Origin of the sequence: Paludisphaera rhizosphaerae, from assembly GCF_011065895.1 — a bacterium.
Taxonomy (GTDB): domain Bacteria; phylum Planctomycetota; class Planctomycetia; order Isosphaerales; family Isosphaeraceae; genus Paludisphaera; species Paludisphaera rhizosphaerae.
Genome location: NZ_JAALCR010000002.1, coordinates 435,283 through 452,881, shown reverse-complemented (window position 1 = coordinate 452,881; position 17,599 = coordinate 435,283). Strand labels below are relative to the sequence as shown.

General features: G+C 64.0%; 16 protein-coding genes. 7 read left to right on the top strand and 9 right to left on the bottom strand.

The window, feature by feature from the left end; genetic code table 11:
* Both G5C50_RS04510 and G5C50_RS04505 read right to left on the bottom strand, forming a co-directional pair.
* Positions 1 to 1,440: an ABC transporter permease gene (locus G5C50_RS04510; protein ID WP_240906956.1), complete on the bottom strand. Its 1,440-nt coding sequence runs from the start codon at positions 1,438 to 1,440 to the stop codon at positions 1 to 3.
* Between the two features lie 10 nt (positions 1,441 to 1,450).
* Positions 1,451 to 2,083 (bottom strand): CerR family C-terminal domain-containing protein, encoded by a 633-nt coding sequence (locus tag G5C50_RS04505; RefSeq protein WP_165065554.1) that lies wholly within the window; start codon positions 2,081 to 2,083, stop codon positions 1,451 to 1,453.
* Between the two features lie 195 nt (positions 2,084 to 2,278).
* Between G5C50_RS04505 and holA the strand changes: the two genes are divergently transcribed.
* Together holA and G5C50_RS04495 are read left to right on the top strand one after the other, a co-directional pair.
* Positions 2,279 to 3,289, top strand: coding sequence for a DNA polymerase III subunit delta (holA, locus tag G5C50_RS04500; protein ID WP_165065551.1), 1,011 nt, complete (start codon positions 2,279 to 2,281; stop codon positions 3,287 to 3,289).
* Between the two features lie 227 nt (positions 3,290 to 3,516).
* Positions 3,517 to 3,765, top strand: coding sequence for a BON domain-containing protein (locus tag G5C50_RS04495; protein ID WP_165065548.1), 249 nt, complete (start codon positions 3,517 to 3,519; stop codon positions 3,763 to 3,765).
* Positions 3,766 to 4,083: 318 nt separating this feature from the next.
* Here the strand turns inward: G5C50_RS04495 and G5C50_RS04490 are convergent, their stop codons facing one another.
* Positions 4,084 to 5,013 (bottom strand): hypothetical protein, encoded by a 930-nt coding sequence (locus G5C50_RS04490; protein WP_165065545.1) that lies wholly within the window; start codon positions 5,011 to 5,013, stop codon positions 4,084 to 4,086.
* A 275-nt stretch (positions 5,014 to 5,288) separates the two neighbouring features.
* On the opposite strand from G5C50_RS04490, the gene G5C50_RS04485 reads away from it, so the two are divergent.
* From G5C50_RS04485 to G5C50_RS04465, 5 genes are all read left to right on the top strand, one after another.
* Entirely contained in the window at positions 5,289 to 6,902 is a 1,614-nt protein-coding gene (locus G5C50_RS04485; RefSeq protein ID WP_165065542.1) for a relaxase family protein, read from the top strand.
* Positions 6,903 to 7,037: 135 nt separating this feature from the next.
* Positions 7,038 to 7,298, top strand: a complete 261-nt coding sequence (locus G5C50_RS04480) for a hypothetical protein (RefSeq protein ID WP_165065539.1) — start codon at positions 7,038 to 7,040, stop codon at positions 7,296 to 7,298.
* A gap of 495 nt (positions 7,299 to 7,793) precedes the next feature.
* Entirely contained in the window at positions 7,794 to 8,324 is a 531-nt protein-coding gene (locus G5C50_RS04475; RefSeq protein WP_165065726.1) for a helix-turn-helix domain-containing protein, read from the top strand.
* 132 nt (positions 8,325 to 8,456) lie between these two features.
* Positions 8,457 to 8,921 carry a hypothetical protein gene (locus tag G5C50_RS04470; RefSeq protein WP_165065536.1) on the top strand — a complete coding sequence of 155 codons (465 nt, stop codon included), beginning with the start codon at positions 8,457 to 8,459 and terminating at the stop codon, positions 8,919 to 8,921.
* A gap of 128 nt (positions 8,922 to 9,049) precedes the next feature.
* Positions 9,050 to 11,878 carry a tetratricopeptide repeat protein gene (locus G5C50_RS04465; protein WP_240906955.1) on the top strand — a complete coding sequence of 943 codons (2,829 nt, stop codon included), beginning with the start codon at positions 9,050 to 9,052 and terminating at the stop codon, positions 11,876 to 11,878.
* A gap of 86 nt (positions 11,879 to 11,964) precedes the next feature.
* Here the strand turns inward: G5C50_RS04465 and G5C50_RS04460 are convergent, their stop codons facing one another.
* From G5C50_RS04460 to G5C50_RS04435, 6 genes are all read right to left on the bottom strand, one after another.
* Entirely contained in the window at positions 11,965 to 12,312 is a 348-nt protein-coding gene (locus tag G5C50_RS04460; protein ID WP_165065533.1) for a hypothetical protein, read from the bottom strand.
* A gap of 174 nt (positions 12,313 to 12,486) precedes the next feature.
* The gene (locus G5C50_RS04455; RefSeq protein ID WP_165065531.1) at positions 12,487 to 13,593 is read right to left on the bottom strand and encodes a Gfo/Idh/MocA family protein; all 1,107 of its coding nucleotides are present in this window, start codon (positions 13,591 to 13,593) and stop codon (positions 12,487 to 12,489) included.
* A gap of 46 nt (positions 13,594 to 13,639) precedes the next feature.
* A complete protein-coding gene (lpxA, locus tag G5C50_RS04450) occupies positions 13,640 to 14,449 on the bottom strand; it encodes an acyl-ACP--UDP-N-acetylglucosamine O-acyltransferase (RefSeq protein WP_165065528.1) in 810 nt (269 codons plus the stop codon).
* 72 nt (positions 14,450 to 14,521) lie between these two features.
* Positions 14,522 to 15,868, bottom strand: a complete 1,347-nt coding sequence (gene lpxC, locus G5C50_RS04445) for a UDP-3-O-acyl-N-acetylglucosamine deacetylase (RefSeq protein ID WP_165065525.1) — start codon at positions 15,866 to 15,868, stop codon at positions 14,522 to 14,524.
* Between the two features lie 168 nt (positions 15,869 to 16,036).
* Complete coding sequence (locus tag G5C50_RS04440; protein ID WP_165065522.1) at positions 16,037 to 16,798, bottom strand: OmpH family outer membrane protein; 762 nt, start codon at positions 16,796 to 16,798, stop codon at positions 16,037 to 16,039.
* Positions 16,799 to 17,085: 287 nt separating this feature from the next.
* On the bottom strand, positions 17,086 to 17,499 hold the full coding sequence (locus G5C50_RS04435; RefSeq protein WP_165065519.1) for an ArsR/SmtB family transcription factor: 414 nt from the start codon (positions 17,497 to 17,499) through the stop codon (positions 17,086 to 17,088).
* Positions 17,500 to 17,599: the final 100 nt, after the last annotated feature.

Sequence of the window (17,599 nt, the reverse complement as noted above, 5' to 3'; positions counted from 1 at the left end):
TCAGCTCCGGAAGACGACGGCCGGCTCCAGGCGGACGACCCGCTGGACGCTCACCAGGCTCGCGAGGACGCAGATGAAGACGATCGCCGCGGCCGTCACCGGCAGTAGCTGCCACGGCGTGAAATAGGCGAGTTCTGTCGGATTGCCCCACCTGTCCAGCGTCTTGAAGCCGAACAGCGAGGAGAGTCCCACGCCCAGCCCGTAGCCAAGCGTCCCCGCCACGGCCGCCTGGAGGAGGATCATTCCCACGATCCGACCGTTGGACGCCCCCATCGCCTTCAGCGACCCGAACTGCTTGATATTCTCAATCGTGAAGTTGTAGAACGTCTGACCGGCGATCGCCGTTCCGACCAGGAAGCCGAGGAACACGGTGATGCCGAAGTTGATCGGAATACCGGTATAGATCAGGTAATACTTGATCGTTCGGTACATGAAGGCCTGACTGCTCCAGGCTCCCAGACCTGTCCGGCTGCGGATGCGTTCGGCGACGACGGCCGGCGCGAGCTTCTGACCGTTCGTGTCCTCGCCCGCCTGGGCCAGGATGAACGTGAGCATCTTCCGCTCCATCGGCATGAATCGCTTCGCCCGACTGTAGAGCGTGTAAACGACCGGGTTCGACGTAAACGTGCGCGTCGCCTCGCAGACGCCGACGATCACCGCCCTGTGGTCGTTCATCTCGATTTCGGGAGCGGACCGGATGAAGGCTCGGAGCCGCTCGACGTACGCCTGCTCGGTTTCCGTCGGGTCGTCGAACGGGTCTTCCAGATGACAGCCGGGGAAGAGCTTCCGGAGGCCGACGCGATCGACGATGATTGAGTCCGGCCGCCGCAGGTCTTCCAGCGAGCCCACCCACATCTTCCCCTTCGGCCCCGGCCCGACCATCGTCCCATGCGGGGGAGCGCCGACCATCGAGGAGTCGTCGACGCCGATCAGGTTGACCGACTCGACCACATTGACCTCGGTCGGGTCGTACCATCGCGGTGGAGGTGTGGAGAAGTCGCCGGACGCCGGCGCGAAGACGTCGAGGATCTTGGTGAAGACGTTCGACGGAGCCGCCGACTTCGCCTCAGCCTGCTTCTCTTTCGCCAGAACTTCAGGTGCGTAGGTTTTCGACTTCAGGTCGTCGGGAACGAAGTTCAGCTTGGCTCGCGCAGTCCCTTTGTAGAGCGGGACCGCCCACTTCACGCCCGCGACGCCTCGGACGCGGTCGAGGTTGCTCTCCAGCATCGGCTTGACATCGTCCACGAACCGGACGCCTGGGTCCATGACCCAAAGGTCGGCTCCCGTGACGTCGGTGATGATGGCGCAGGTGCGGAGCATCAGGCCGCAGAAAATCGACCCCTGCTGAGTGATGAGCGCCGCGGCGAAGGTCAGGCCGATGACGATCCCCAGGAACTTGGCCCGGTCGCCCACGAGCATCTTGATCGCGATCCAGGACATGGTCCGTTCCTCAAGACTCGGGGGTGGAATCGAGTGCAACCGGAGGCCCCAACCCCAGCGCGGCGAGCGTGAACTCCGTCACGTGGTCGGCGAGATACGCATGGCCCAGCCGTTTCAGGTTCTCCGGCCCAATCAATCTTCCACTGACCTCGCGGGTCATTCGGTACATCAGGCACTGGCCGACCACGCTGAAGCAGAGGGCGTTGAGCCGGTCCTCATCGACCCCTGGGCGGATCTCGCGCATGATCGACTTCAGGAGGTTGAAGCGAGGCTGGATCCATTCCCGGACGACGTGGTCCAGAGCCGTGCTCGGGTGAAACAGCTCTCGCATGATGAGCTGAGACTGCCAGGTGTCTTCATCCGCTCCCGCCACGACCTGGTCGAAGAAGAAACGAATGAAAGCCCGTAGCCTCTCCGCCGGCAGGCCCTCGCCGATCTGAGGCGTGATCACCGTGCTACGACGCCGGTAGGCCTCCAGCAAGACCGCCCGGTAAAGCTGCTCCTTGTCGCCGAAGTGGTAGTTCACAGCGGCCAGATTCGCCGCGGCCGCATCGCAGATCGTCCGGATCCGCGCCTGGTCGAACCCCTTGGCGGCGAACTCCCGCCCAGCGGCCTCAATCAGCCTGGCTTTCGTCGTATCCATCGTCGACATCGAGATCACCACGGCTTGAAACGAGTGTTTCAAACGTCTGTTTCATTCGATTCTACGAGGAAGCGTCATCCGGTCAAGGTGATTTTGGCGTCGAGTCGACCCGGTGATCGGGCTCCCCAAGAGGGGGGCGATTTGGGACGATGCCAGGAAGAACTGGTGCCGGCCGTTGAGGACTGAGGGCGGGCGATGCGTGGGCTTGACTGGTTAAAAGCGGCCGAGGGGCAGGGGGGGCGGCCGGTTTACGTCGTCTTCGGCGACGACCCATACCTCCGCAGAGAGTCAATCCGGCGCGCGATCCGTGAAGAGATCCCGGGCGAGGAAGCGGACGTCGGCGTGGCTCGGTTCGAGGGATCGTCGGCCAAGCTGGCGGACGTCATCGACGAGTTGCGGACGCTGCCGTTCTTCTCAAAGCGGCGCGTCGTGGTGATCGATGAGGCAGACCCGTTCGTCACGGCCTACCGGAAGGAACTCGAGGACTATGTGGAGGCCCCGAGCCGTTCAGGGAGCCTGATTCTCGTCGTCAAATCCTGGCCGAGCACGACCAGGCTGGCGAAATCGGTCGCTAAGATTGGACTGCCGATCGAGTGCCCAGGGCCGAGCGAGGCCGAACTCCTGAAGTGGCTTCCGTCCTACGCCCAGGGACAGGGAGCGAAGATCGGACCGGACGCCGTGAAGCTCTTGCTGGAGCTGGTGGGGCCGGAACTCGGTCTCCTCACCGCGGAGATCGACAAGCTGGCCATCGCCACCGCCCACATCGGCGAGATCCGTCGCGAGGACGTTGCCAAGTTCGTCGAGGCCGGCCGTATCGAGGAGATCTGGGACGTCGTCAACGCCGCGACCGAAGGCCGAGGCTCGGAGGCCGTCAAACTGCTCGACGACCTGATCGCCAAGGGTGAGCATCCGGTTGGGCTGCTCGCCCGAATGTCCTCGAGTCTCATGCGGCTGCACCACGCCGGGCGCCTCCGCGCCGCCAGGCTCCCGCTGGCCGAGGCCTGTGAGGCCGCTGGCATTCGAACACAGCCCTTCTTCCTCCAGCAGGTCACTCGCCAGCATTCCCATCTCGGCCCGCGCCGAGTCGACCAGCTTCCGGCCGAGCTTCTCCAGGCCGACCTCGACGTCAAGGGCGGGAGCCAACTCCATCCGCGCGTCATTCTTGAGCGGCTTCTGATCCGCCTCGCCGCCCCTCGGCAGGACTGACCGCTCCAACTCAGTCTCCGGAATCCTCCACAAGTCCCTTCCCTGAAGGATTTTGGTGCAATTCGGCTCAACACTTGCATGGTGTTAATATCGGGAGAATCCGCAAGGTTTTTCCTTGTGTTTTCTTTTTCGCGCGTCAAGCTCAAGTTTGTTCTATGTTGGCAGAAACAAGAGGGAACACCCCTCAGGACGTGATTAACTGTGTTTACTTAAGTGGAGCCCGTCTCATGGACGCACTCAACACCACGGAAACGACCCCCCTGACGGAGCAGGTGGCGGATCAGGTGCGTCGTTACACCTACGGGCGCATCCGAAATCTGATGGTGGAAGAGAGCAAAGGGAAGGTCGTCGTCAGTGGCGAGGTACGGACGTGGCACTCGAAGCAGCTCGCCCTGCAGGCCGCCCTGGAACTTCTCTCCGGAGATCGAATCCACGAGCAGATCGTGGTCGTCGGCGCGGGAATGACGGCGCGCTGAGCGTGGTCTGAACTACACGATCGAGCCAACAAACAAGGGGCGTCCTGCTCGATTGAAGCAGGACGCCCCTTCTGTTTTCAGGATCGGCTCGCTGCGTGTCGTCTGGTAAAGATTGACGACCACGGAGACAAGCTAAAATTGGTCGCCTGGGAAAGGCGAAGCAGCCATAGCAAGAGGGAGGAGAGAGGGCGAGTCAAGGCAACGAAAGGGAGGAATCCCAGTCGGAGAGGAGGCCGATGAAAAAAGCGGCGACCATCGGAACGGCCGCCGCTTCGCGCAGGGATGCGTTTTATGACCTCGACCGAGACTCGACTCACATCAGGCTTCGACTTTGCCTCGGGCCTTGCGCTTGCGCGCCTTCCAGGCCAGTCCGGCCCCCACGAGCGTCCAGCTCAGCAAGGTCGCTGGCTCGGGGACGCCGACCTGGGGGACGATGTCCTTGCCAGGGATGAAGACCCAGTCCATGTAGGTCTCGCCAGCCACTCCGTCGAGGCCGGAACCGGCGTAGGCCCGGACCCAGAACCCCGTGGTGCTGGTGAGGCCCACCAGATCCTTGATGTTCTTGATCGAGAACTCAAGCTGGGGGTGCGAGGGAGACGGGTCGTAAGCCAGGTTGCCCATGTACTGGGGCATGGTCTTGCCGAACATGTAACCCAAACCGCCCGACTCACGGCTGGTGTCCACGGAGGAGACAGTGTAGCCGTCGATGCCGGGGCCGTTCAGGGACTTGTCGGCGGGAACGCCGGCGATGGCGACGACCTGGCCGGGCTTAGTCGGATCGGCGGGGTTGTACTTGGCGATCTCCAGGGCGAACGACTTGTCGCTGGTGGGCGTCCCCGCGCCCAGGTGGGCCGGATCGTAGGACGTGGCCGTACCCGAGGGGTCGCCGTTGGCCTGGCCGAACGGAGCGTACGTGCCGCTGCTGTTCGCCCAGGTGTTGAAGCCGACGTACAGCACGTTGTTGCTGCTGGCGGTCGGGTCCTGGTAGTAGCTGAAGCGGATGTCCTTGACGTTCCAGCCCGAGACCCAGCCGTTGTTCGTGATCCAGCTCGACTGCGCGATGGTCGTCGGGCTTGTGGTCACGGTCTGGGTGAAGACCTTGCCGGTGCCGGTGGTCCCGCCGTTCAGCGGGAAGTCCTTCTCCACATACCCGGTGAGATTCACGGGGGCCGCCCAACCGGCTGGGACGAGCGGGCCGACCAACAAGCCGAGGGCAAGACCCCACAGCCCCAAGCGACGGTGAACCATGACGAGACTCCTTCCACGTATGGTCGTTTCGTCCCGCGGAAGCCGGGTGGGGCGCGACGCATTCCTCGCGTCGGCCGGGACGATCATGCCAGGCGTTGATGCGACCAGGGCCTGGCGAGCAAACCACGACTCAGCCAGATGGTCAAGTTGAAGATCGATTCGATGTTTCCAGCCGACGGGAATGATCGGGGCTCAGGCCCGAATTCGCTCGCGATCGGCTCACCACCGTCTCCCTCGTCGGGAGTTCGGATCTCGCAAGAAAGGACGATGGCGCGATGTCGCTATTCGAAAGACTGCTGCAAGCTGTTCGCTCGTGGCGCCGCCGAAGCGGTCGCGTCCGGGCCGTCCGCAACCCCGTCGTCATGATGGAACAGCTTGATCATCGGCAAATGCTCACTGTGGCCTTCACGGGAAACGTCGCAACCGATTTTCCCGCTACACAGAGTCCAGGCGTTGTAGTCCTACCCGACAACTCGAACGTTCAGCACCCGTCGATCCCGGCCAGCCTCCAGCCGCTCATCGGCGTGTCTGGCTTTGACATCTCGGGGCTGCGGGTGAGCTACTCCCCCGATGACGGCGGAACGCTGTTCATCGGTATCGAGCAGCCCACGAATCCGTTGGATTCGGCGGGTCGTCCGGTGATTGCCGGCGATGCAGACAATAACGGAAACTCGGGATCCGTCAACCCCGCTGTCAGCACGGCTTCGCCGGGATTCCAGGATCTCGGTGATTTCGGCGGCACCGAGTACATGGGGGTCTATCTGGACTTCCTGGGGACGGGGACGGCGCAGATCGTCGCCGGGTTCTCTCAGGCGGTTCCAAGCGGGCAGGCGGCCAAGGTTTTCCAGGTGGCCACCGCGAACCAGGCTGGCCCGAACGTCGCGCCGACGTTCGTGACCGCGTTGCCTCAATATCAAGGCAACATCTACACCCAGAACGACCCCAACCATCCGGGTATGGAACTGTCGATCGTCAACTTTAACGATCTGTACAAGTCCATCACCGGCTCCGACATCCAGACGACCTCCGTGGTCGGCGTGGGGGCTTTCGCCGGCTCCGCGCAGGACGGCCCGATCAGCGAGGCCTTCTTCCCCGAGCAGCCGGTCCTCATCAGCGCCGCGACCCCGACGCCCCAGACCTGCCCGCCGATCTCGCCGCCGATTCTCATCAACCCGCACGAACACCGGATCATCGACAACGCCCACGACGACCTGGTGCGGGTCTACGTCCAGGGGACGTCCGGCTTCGATCCGTCGACCATCGACCCCTCGACGGTCGACCTCAACGGCGCGAAGCCCGTGGCCACCCAGGTGCATCATTTCCCCAGGAGCCCCTACGCGGCCCAGGTCTTCGTCTTCAAGGCGAGCGACATCCAGGCCGACCCGGGTCTCCAGACCCTGACGTTCACGGCCGAGACCTACGACGGCCAGCAGATCATCACTCAGAACCAGGTCGTGAACATCACGAACTCGGCGTCGGCCACCGGCCGGCTCAAATTCCTGATGAACCGCTCCGGCCAGACCCAGTACAACGCCCTCAAGCGACTCGCCCGAACCAACCCCGACGCCATCCTCGACTGGTCGATCTTCAACCACGGCTCAAGCGCGACGACGGCCGTCGCCTCCGCGACCACGCCGACCACCGTGGATCTGGGGACCGCGACCGCCGCAGTGGCAACCCCGGTGAAGGTCGACTACAACGCGTCGGCCACGACTCCGGTCGCCTCGGCTCGGCAGGTCGTGAAGCTCGACGGTTCCAATGTGAGCGGCTCGAAGCTGACCAACCGGTTGCATCGGAGCCTGAACGAATACCTCGACGGCGTAACGACCGCCGAGACTGCGACGGAGAACGCTTCGTCCCAGGACGTCGTCATGAGCGGCGCTCATTGACGAAGTCAAACCAAAAGCATGACCATCCGGCCTCGGGAGGACGCTTACCTCCCGTAGGCCCGGCTTGGCGAACGCTGGGCGTCGGCCTAGGATTGCGGAAACTCCCTCTCGACCCCTGGAATAACGACGATCCCCATGGCCGACTACTCGCCCTACCAGAAGAAGATCATCGATCGCTATTACAGAAACTTCGACGCGATCGCCTTCCAGAAACTCTCCGAACTGACCACGGAACTTTACCTGGCCGAGGGGAAGCAGAAGGATCGGCTCTGGAAGCGCGTGGAAGAAGCGCTACGTAAGTTGGAATTCCCCGAGTCCCGGATCGTCCACCTCATGGACAAACGCGACCCGCAGTTGCTCGTCGGGATCCTCAAGGAACTCGATGGAAAGCCGTGACGCGCGAATCGGAAGGCGGGCCCAGCGACGGGTGACTCCGAAGGAATTCCCTTAAAATCAGAGATTCCCCGTTCTCCTTTGGGTGATTCGGCACCTACAATTCTCGATGGAGAGCGATGGGGACCGCACCAATCGATTCCATGCCTCGTAAAAAGAAAGCAGGACGTGGCGACTTGGTCGTGCCTGCCACGTCGACATACTGTGCGAGACGCTAACAGGGACCGCTGTTCCATACGAGGTCGGCGTCGAACCCAAGTCTCTTGGGATCATTGTCTTTCGTGCGTTCGGTTTCGAGCGACCACCTCGTTAATATGGCGTGTCCACGGGTTTTTCTTGACAACGAACGCCACTTTTCGTACAAGTTCGGTTCTCGCAACTCTCTAATATTGTCGTCGTGCTCGATGCTTGCCGGAGGCGGGGGGAACCTCTGGCGGCGATGGTATTCCCCATGAACTGATCCGCACCATTCTGATTACCAGGGTTGGGGCAGCGATGATGACATTGGCTCAACGCGTTCGAGACTTCCGATACGCGAAGGGATGGGGGCCCGACGAACTCGCGAATCGGGCCGAGATCTCGCGTACCGCGCTTTATCAGATCGAAAGCGGTAAGACCGGCCTGCCGCGCGCCGGGACGTTGCGGCGGATCGCGGTCGCGCTAGACGTGTCGATGGACGCCCTGCTTGGCGAGACGGACGACACGCCGACCACTCCCGGTGAGAAAGCTCCTGGCTTCCGCGCCCGCGGCCTTGACCGCTGGTTCCCCGCGGAGGGCGGCCCGCTTTCGCTTCCTTCGACGGGACACCCAGGCCTGAGCAGTCCGATCGAGGACCGACGCGAGCCTGTCCGACCCGTCGCCGAGACACACACTCGTTCCGCCCTGCCGACCGCGGATGTGATCCTCCACCGCGAGGGCGAACTGATGTCCAAGCTCCACGACCTGCTGCATTCCTCGATGGGGACGGCGGTCGCGAAGGTTATCGACGAACTCCACGGAGTTCTGCCTCGATCCCGCAATTCGATCTGACCCCCAACGACGTCGAAGTCGTTAGATCTATCGAATCAGCGCCCGGCCGTCGATTTATAGGGTAGATTTTCTCAAGTCGTTGCGTCGTTGTTTCGACGTCGATCACGACTGAAGCCACTTGAGAATGCACCCATGAATTACACATCGTTCTTGAAGAGGCTCCGTCGCGTGTTCGTGACGGGAGCGGTTCTGTACGTCCCGTTCGTCCTCGGCTCAGTCGCATTCGCCCAGGCCCCAAGGGTGATCTGCGAGCCTGCGGGGACGCTCGGGACGTTCGAGCCTACACCCTACATTCTGGTGGGCGGGGCGGCTCCGATCGCTGGCGGTTACTCGCCGCTTGGGACTTACGGTGACACCTCGCTTTCACTCAATGGCCCTGTTGCGTCGCTACGTTCGGTGTCCGCGCCGGTGGTGACCTACAGCCGTGGGTATGACGGAGTCGTCCGTCAGGTCCAGGGCACGTCGAGCTCGACGCCCAACCTGCCGTTGCTTTCACCTTTTGCCTATCCAACGCGGCGGAGCAACTATTACGCCCCGCGCACGAGCCCGCCGCTCTCGCAATGGACGAGCGGGTCGACATGGATCGACCAGAACTGATAAGAAGATCCGGCTCCCTCCGTCCCTCGACCCTGTCCGCGGCAGAGTGGTAGACTCGGGTTCGGGACGGGGCCGGGGTTCGGCGTCGTCGTGTCGGCGGCTGCCTTGCCTGGATCGGGAGTCGGTTGATGCTGGAAGGTCGTGCTGCCTCCACTGGGGTTCGTCGACGGGCGGCGGAAACGGCGGGTGCGGAGGAATCCTCGGCACCCTCGCGATGGGGGCTCGGCCTCTTCGACGTCGTTCTGATCGGGTTCTTCCTCACGCTCGCGTTCCTGCTCGGCGTGTTCGAGCTGAAGGACACCGATTTCTACTGGCACCTGCGCACGGGCGATCTGATTCGGCGGTTCGGCCAGATCCCTCGGGTCGACTTCTACACCTTCACTCGCGCCGGGACGCCCTGGATCGACCTCCACTGGATCTTCCAGGTCGGCATCTCCTGGATTTTCGAGCATGGGGGCGTGCCGGCCCTGACCCTGGCGAAATGCATCATCACCTGCCTCGCACTCCTGCTTCTCATCACCGCGAGGCGGTCCAACTGGCCTGTCTGGGCCATGATCCTGGGTTGGCTGCCAGCGCTTCTGGTCCTCTCAGGCCGAATGTACATCCGGCCTGAGACGCTCACGCTGCTCTACCTCTCAATCTTCCTGGCGGTTCTTTGCCGACTGGATCGGCGTCCCGGACTGGCCTGGCTTCTGCCCCCGACGCAGGTCGCCTGGGTGAATTCCCACGGGCTGTTCATCCTGGGGCCGATCGTCCTGGGCTTCGCGCTCATCGACGCCGCTCTCCGTCGCGGGGCTCTCACGGCGGCTCGCCGTAAGTGGTGGACGACCGTGGCGGCGGCGGCGGCGGCGACCGGGTTGGCGTGCCTGATCAATCCTTACGGCTTCCGAGGCGCAATCTACCCTCTGGAACTCGCGGGGACGATGAACAGCCCAGACTTCTCGAAGACCATCGCCGAGTTGAAGTCGATCCCGGACTTCATCGCCGAGTCCGGATTCACCAACGTCCCGCTCCACATCCATTTCGCGACGATCCTGATCGGGGCGCTCAGCTTCGTGGTACCGATCCTGGCGGCCGGTGCGTCACGCGTCCGGGGAATGGCCGGGAAGGCCGACGCCAGTCTTGCTCTTGATCCGCCGGCGCGGGGGAAGAAAACCAAGGGGAAACCTGGAAAGCCGGCGTCTTCATCCCGGAAGAAAGCCGCGGAGATCGCGGGCGACGAGCCGGAGGAGGGAGGCTGGCGGATCAGCGTCCTGCGGCTGTTGTTGTTCGCGGCCTTCTCGCTGCTCAGCTTTCGAGCGACACGAAACAGCCACCAGTTCGCCACGGTCGTGGGAACGGTCACGGCCTGGAACTTCGCCGAGTGGGTCGGTTCCTTAACCGCAAAACGCCACGCGCAAGGGGCTGCCACTCCGCACGAAGGGCTACGTCCTCGGGTTCTGACCCTGGTCGCCCTGATCGGACTGATCTTCGCGGTCGCGAGCGGGGCGATGTACGCCTGGATGGGCGAGGGCCGCGTGATCGGCTGGGGCGAGCAGCCGCTCTGGTTTCCGCACGAGTCGGCAAAGTTCGCCGGCGAAGCTGGGATGCCCGATCGATTCGTGAGCTTCCACAACGGGCACGCATCGCTGTTCATCTACGAACATAGCCCGGAAAAGCCTGGCGGACCCGGCAAGACCGTCTTCACCGACGCCCGGCTGGAAGTGACCGGCGCGGAGCTCTATCGGCGCTACCTCGACCTCAAGGATTGGATCACCAAGGACGATCCCCGCTGGCAACGTGAACTGGACGGGCAGGGGAGGCCGTCGATCCTCACCGATCACGAGTTCAACAGCGAGGTCGGCGCACACATCCTTAGCAGCGGCCGCTGGCGATGTGTGCGTTTCGACGCCATCTCCGCCGTCTTCGTCCATGAGTCCTACCGAGACGTCGTCGCGACGCACGAGGTGGATTTCGCAGCCCGTCATTTCCGCCCGGATCCCAGCGTCGAACCTCAAGGTACGGCGGCACTGATCTCCGCTTCGAAGGGGCTTCGGAACTACGCCGCCTTCCTCGGCTATACAGGTCGGCTGGACCTTTCGCGAACGCTCACGTCCTTGGCGTTCGACTACGCTCGCCGGGTCGTGGAGAACGATCCCGCTTCGCTGGAGGGTTGGAAGTCGATCGGCTACTGCCTGCTGCTTCGCGATGCCAACGCTCCTTCGGCGCGTTGTCTGGCACCGTTCGATCCCGTCATGGACCTCTCCTCATTTCGTGCGACCTACGCCGTCCGGCGTGCTGCGATGATCGCTCCGGGGGATTTTCTGACGCTCGCCCTGCTGAAGGGGATCTACGAGAATCGCGAAATGTACGAACCGCTGCGTCCTGTCTTCGAACGAATCCTCGCGCACTCGCCGATCAACCCGGAGCAGAAGAAGCTCTACAAGGAGGTTGAAACCTTGATGCCGGAATTCGTTCGTCGGTTGTCGGCGCCCGTTCCGACCTCCTGGAACAACCTCGACGAGCTCGATCGGCTCGTGAATAACGAACTGACGAACGGACGCATTGAGACTGCCGTCCGGCTTCTGGAGAGCGCGAATCCCCCTGGGAAGGCGAGTTGGGACGCCGTCGATCGGTTGTCGACTCTGCTCCTCCATCTCGGCGAACCGGAGCGAGCCCGTAAGCATCTTCAGGCCGTCACCGACGCACCCAGACCGGCGCTGCGGGATGCTCGCCTGGCGGTGTGCGACCTTGTCGAAGGCCGCTATGCAGAGGCTCGCCAGGCGTATCTCCGGGCGATCCAGGCGGAGCCGAATCTCTTCGAGGCGCACTACGGACTGGCCGTTCTCGAACAGGACGATGGTCGAGCCCCAGAAGCCTTCCAACAAGCGACGGCCGCCGCAAACTGCGCGGCGAACGACGCGGCCCGAAGCGCGGCGCAGGCAATCGCGGCGGCGGTCCGGCGGTTCGCCGACTGAGCTTCGGCCCGAGCCAAAAAAGAAAACCGGGGTCGGAAGAGCTAGCTCTCCCGACCCCGGTTTTCGATTTTTGGTCGGATTTCCGCTCAGGCGGTGGCGGCCTTCTTGGGGCCCTTCTGACGCGAGACCATCCAGTCGGCATGGAGCGACTTCAGCTCCTCGACGGTGACGCCGCCGCGGTCTTCGCCGCTGTTCCAGCGGGCGAACAGGGCGGTGTGGCGGTCGCGAAGAGGGCCGCGCGGCAGGAACTTGCCGTGGAACTTCTTGACGTACTTGAGACGGGGGTCGGCAGGCTGACGAGGAGCCTCGACCTTCTTCTCAGCGACCGGCTCGGCTTCGACCTTGGCCTCTTTGGGCTTCTTTTCCTTGGCCGGGGCTTCGGCCTTCGCGGCCGGCTTCTTGCTCTTTTCCTTGTCGGCGTCTTTGTTGGACATCGGACGGATCCTGCAACGACTTCGCGCGGAAGAAACAGAAAAAGACCGCCGGCGGGCGGCGGTCGCAACGCATCCCGCGCGGTTCGACCGGACGAAGCGGCCGGACTCGGAGCGCAGGCATCGACGGGAACAGTTTAATACAATCCGGCCTCGGCTGGCAAGCGCACCAGCCGGTCAGCTCTTCGCCCGCTGGCTTCGTTCGGAGCGGGCCCCACGCCAGGCGTGGGGACCTCGAAGCACGGAGCCGGCGTGGATCGAGGCCGCGGGAGCCGTCGCGCTCTCCCAACGGTGGGCGTTGAGGTTGCGGACGATCCGATCGGCCAGTCGGACGGCTTCAAGCGCCGCCTCGCCGTCGACGCGGGGTTCCGACTCGCCCCTGACCGAGGCGACGAACTCCTGAAGCTCCATGGTGAGCTGATCGCAGGTCGGCGGTTCGACATGGTCGACGCGCAGAACCTTCCCGAAGAGGTGCTCCTTGACGGCCGCAGGCTGGGCCAGGTCGACGCCTTCCAGGTCGACGCCGCCGGCCAGGAACTCGTCGGAAGGGCGGACCACGGTCGCCTGCTTGGCGGCGAAGTCGAGTGACGCGTAGCCTTCGGCTCCCCAGATCCGCATCTTCCGGGAGGCAGAGTAGCTCGCCCGACTTGCGGTCAGCGAGGCTACCGAGCCGTTCTCGAATTCGATCCGGGCTTCGGCGACGTCCTCGTGCTCACCGAAGAGGCTCACACCGACGGCCGAAACCGCTCGCACAGGAGCGTCGATCAGGCTGAGGACGAGGTCGATGTCGTGGATCATCAGGTCGTGAACGACGCCCACGTCCGTTGACCGGAACGTGTAAGTCGAGAGCCGCTCCGCGCTCAGGAACTTGGGCCGGATCGGCGACTCGCGGAGAGCGTCGAGCGCCGGGTTGAAGCGCTCGATGTGGCCGACCTGAAGCACGACGCCGGCCTTCCGAGCCAGTGCGACCAGCTCCTCGGCCTCGACGGGGTTGCCGGCCAGCGGCTTTTCAACCATCGCCGGCACGCCAGCCTCGAGGAAGGCTCCGGCGACCTCGCGATGGAGAAAGGTCGGAACGGCGATCGAAACCGCGTCCACCAGGTTGATCAACTCGTGATAATCCGTCACCGCGCGGGTCTTCAGGCCCTCGGCGACGGCCGCAGCCTGTTCGGGACGGGAGTCGGCGACAGCGACGAGTTCGACGCCGGGAAGCGAGTTCAGGATGCGGGCGTGGTGTCGGCCCAGGTGGCCGACGCCGACGACGGCGACGCGCAGCGGTTTCATCGATCCGACTCTCCGTAGTCCTATCTTCGATCGCGTCCGCCCGTCCTCAGGCGGAGGCTCGGGCCCGGTCGCGACCCCGTCCGTGGCGGCCCTGCTGCTGGTATTCGATGAAATCGAGCAGCCGGCGGACCTCGGGGCAGACCTGCCCGTGGGCCTCCAGGACTTCATGAGCTTGCTTGGAGATCATCCGCGCCCGATAGATCAGGCGGTGGGCCTCATGCAGCGCCGTGATGGCCTCGGAGGAGATCCCGTGCCGCTTCAGGCCGACGATGTTGATGCAGCGCACCTTGGAGGGATTTCCCTCCACGAGCATGTACGGCGGCACGTCGTGGTAGATCCGCGACAGCGCGCCGATGTAGCTGTAGTTGCCCACTCGGACGAACTGGTGAAGCCCAACGCCGGCCGAGACGGTGGCGTGCGACTCCATGTGGATGTGTCCGGCGAGCATCGTGTTGTTGGCGATCAGGATCCGGTCGCCCAGGATGCAGTCATGGCCGACGTGGACGTTCGCCATGAAGTAGTTGTTGGAGCCGATCCGCGTGATGCCGTCTTCCTTGCAGCTGCCGCGATGGATCGTCACGCCCTCACGGAACGTGTTGTCGTCGCCGATCAGCAACTGGGTCGGCTCGCCCTTGTAGGTGAAGTCCTGGGGCTCGCCGCCGATCACGGAATTCGGATGGATGACGTTGTTCTCGCCCAGGGAGGTGTGTCCCAGGATGCAAACGTGGGCGATGAGTCGAGTGCCTCGGCCGATTCTGGCGTCGGGGCCGACCACGCAGTAAGGGCCGATCTCGACGTCGTCCGCGATCTCGGCGCGGGGGTCGATATGAGCGGTGTCAGCGATCATGGTGGCCATGAGTGGGTTCCTACAGCCGATCGTCGGTCGTGAGATGGAAGTGGCTGCGTCGCTTTTGGGGGCCTCGACGGCTCAGGCCGCGGCCGGAGCTTCGATCAACACAAAACGGATTCGCGCCTCAGCGGCGACGGCGTCGTCCACTCGGGCGACGGCGGTGACGCTGGCGTAGGCCGGCTTGATTTTCACCGCGTCGACCTCGATCCGAAGCTGATCTCCGGGGACCACCGGACGCCTCAGCTTGACGTTGTCGATCGAGGCGATCACCGCGGCCTTGCCGGAACGGTTGACGCCCGAAGCGATCAACACGCCGGCGGCTTGAGCCATCGATTCAATAATCAGCACCCCGGGCATGATCGGCCGGCCGGGCCAGTGCCCTTGAAAGAAGGGTTCGTTGGCGCTGACGTTCTTGATCCCGACCACCCTACGGCCCTCATGAACCTCAAGGACGCGGTCGAGAAGGAGCATCGGGTAACGATGAGGGAGAATGTCGAGAATGCCGGCGACGTCGATTGTGCCGTCGACGCGGAGCGGCAGCGGCTGGCGGGGCCGAGCCGACTCCTCGATCTCGCGTTCCGCGGCGTGGATCAACTTCCGCACGAGCGACGCGTTCGTATGATGACCCGACCGGTGAGCCACGACGAAGCCGTGAAGGTCCATCCCCAGCAGGGCGAAGTCCCCCACCATGTCGAGGACCTTGTGGCGGGCGCATTCGTCGGGGAACCGCAGAGAGTTGCCGACGACGCCGGAGTCACCGAAGAGGAGAACGTCCGCCTCGGTGGTCCTCAGGCCGATCCCCATCGAGCGAAGCGCCTGGGCTTCTTTCTCCAGGAGGAAGGTTCGACATGCCGACACCTGATCGCGGAAGGTCTCGGGCGTCATCGAGAACAGAACGCCCTGGTTGCCGATCGGCGAGGCCTGGCCGTAGTCGAGGTGATACGAAAGGGTGAGCCCGTCCGCTGCGCTCGGGTGAGCGGCCAGAACGGCGTCGCCTTCGCGGACGACGAAGGAGCGGTCGAGCACGAGGCCCTTACGAGGGCGGTCCTGCTCAACGACCCCCGCGGCGTCGAACATCTCGACGTAAGCTCGGCTGGAGCCGTCGAGGCCGGGGCATTCCGGGGCGTCGATTTCGATCGTGCAGTTGTCGACCTGCATGCCGGCCAGCGCCGCCATGACGTGCTCGATCATTTCGACGCGGGCGGAGCCATCTTGAACGGCCGTCCGACGCTGGGTGGGGACGACGCGGTCGATCCTGGCGGCGACGCTTGGGCGGTCGGGGAGGTCGGACCGGATGAACCGAACGCCGGTGTCGGGCTCGGCCGGGAAGAACCGCATGTGGACGTCGGATCCGTGGAAGAAGCCGACGCCGTCGACGGTTGCTTCACGGGCTAGAGTGCGCTGGGGGCGCTTGGAGACGAGCATGCCTTCCCTGGTCCTTTCGCCCGGCGCGGCGGCCGATGCGGCGCCCGAGGTGCCGGGGCTGGTGATGGCCCGATCGATCCATGATCGGGACGCGTCTCGATGCAATGCGAGGCGGCGATGGAGACTGGGGCGGGCTCGTCGGCCCGCCCCGTCTCTCAAATCAGTTGCTCAGCGAGGAGCGGCCTTGGGGGTCGCGGCGGAGGCCGGCGGCACGGTCCCGGCGGCGGGGGCACCGAGGCCCGGAGCGGCTCCGGCGGCGGGGGCGGTCCGCTTCGCCGTGGGGCCGCCCGAGTTCTTGTAAACGGTGTTCAGGTTGTGGACGACGTCGTGCGTGATGTCGTTGGCCGGGTCGTAGGTGATCATCGGATTGGCCATCGCGGCCATCACCGAGTTCGGGTTCGACCCGTTGGGGGCCTGGTTGGAGACCTTCATCACGTAGGTCATCCCGCGCTTGGCGGCGATCTTCTTGGAGACCTCGGTCACCTCGTTGTAGAGGGTGGCCATGGCCTCGGCCTCTTTGGTCTGGAACTCGCGCTCGGCCTGCTCCTTGCCGGCTTCCAGCTTGGCCTTCAGCTCGGTGAGCTTGTTTTCCTGCTTCTTGTACTCATCCTGACCAGGAGCGAACCGGCTGAGGACTTCAGCCTCTTGCGAAAACTCCTGCTGCTGCTTCATCAGCTCGTTGCGGCGCGAGAGGAGGGAGTTCTGGAACTCCTCGTTGGCGTACTTGACCTTCTCGTAGTTCTTGAAGACGGCGTCGAGGTCAATGGTGCCGATGATCGGCGGAGTGCCGGGGGCCCAGCCGCTGGCGGCCGGTGCGCCGTTGGTCTTACGGACGGCTCCGTCCTGCTGGCCCTGGATCGGGGCCACCAGCAGGCCGCCCGCGATCATGCCCAGTCCCACCGCTGCAGCCCAACGAGAAGAAAGAACCATCGGGAAACTCCTTTTTCGCATCGCTGGTGGTCGAGGGTCTTCGCCCCGCTCGCTCGCCCGGATACTCCATCCGGGACGGATCGGCCCGCGCGCTCCCGCGGGCGCCGCCGTTTCCAGCGAGCCGACGCGGCATTTTGGTCGGAAGGTCGAAGGGGGTCAAGGCGAACCATCAGCGCAGGTCCCGATTCTCGATGGGACTCTGGCGATGCGACCCGGCCGAGGGGGAAACTCGGCTCGACGGGGGCGGGAGAGGCCGCCCCCCGAACGATCGGCGCGGCGTTCCGTGATCAGGCGCCGGTGTAGTTCAGCACGAAATCGTGGAACCGGTACTTCTTGTTCTTGGGCGTCTCGCCGGCGGCGGCGAAAAGGCTCAGCAAGAGCTCGCCGAAGTGCTCGGTCCGCACGCTGTAGTAGTTGTGCTTCCCCTCGCGGCGAGACTCGATCAGGCTCGAAACCCGCAGCAGCGCGAGATGGTGGCTGACCGCCGGCTGGCTCTGACCCAGCCGATTGCAAAGCTCGGTGACGTGCAGCTCGCCGTCCTCAGAGAGGGCCAGGTAGAAGAGGATCCGCAGCCGGGTCTCGTCGCTCAAGAGCTTGAAGACCTGAGCCAGCTCGCGGATGGACTGATCGGAGACCTCCGGAGCGGCCTCTTCGACCTTCACGGTTCCATTGGCGTTCGACGCCGTCGACTTTCGGGCCATGCCAGTTTCCTTAGGAAGGGGGGAGATTCAGAAGCGTCCTCTGGGCCGAGCGGCCTTAGACTGACTTCTTCAACTAAAGAATTCGGACAAAGAACAGCGA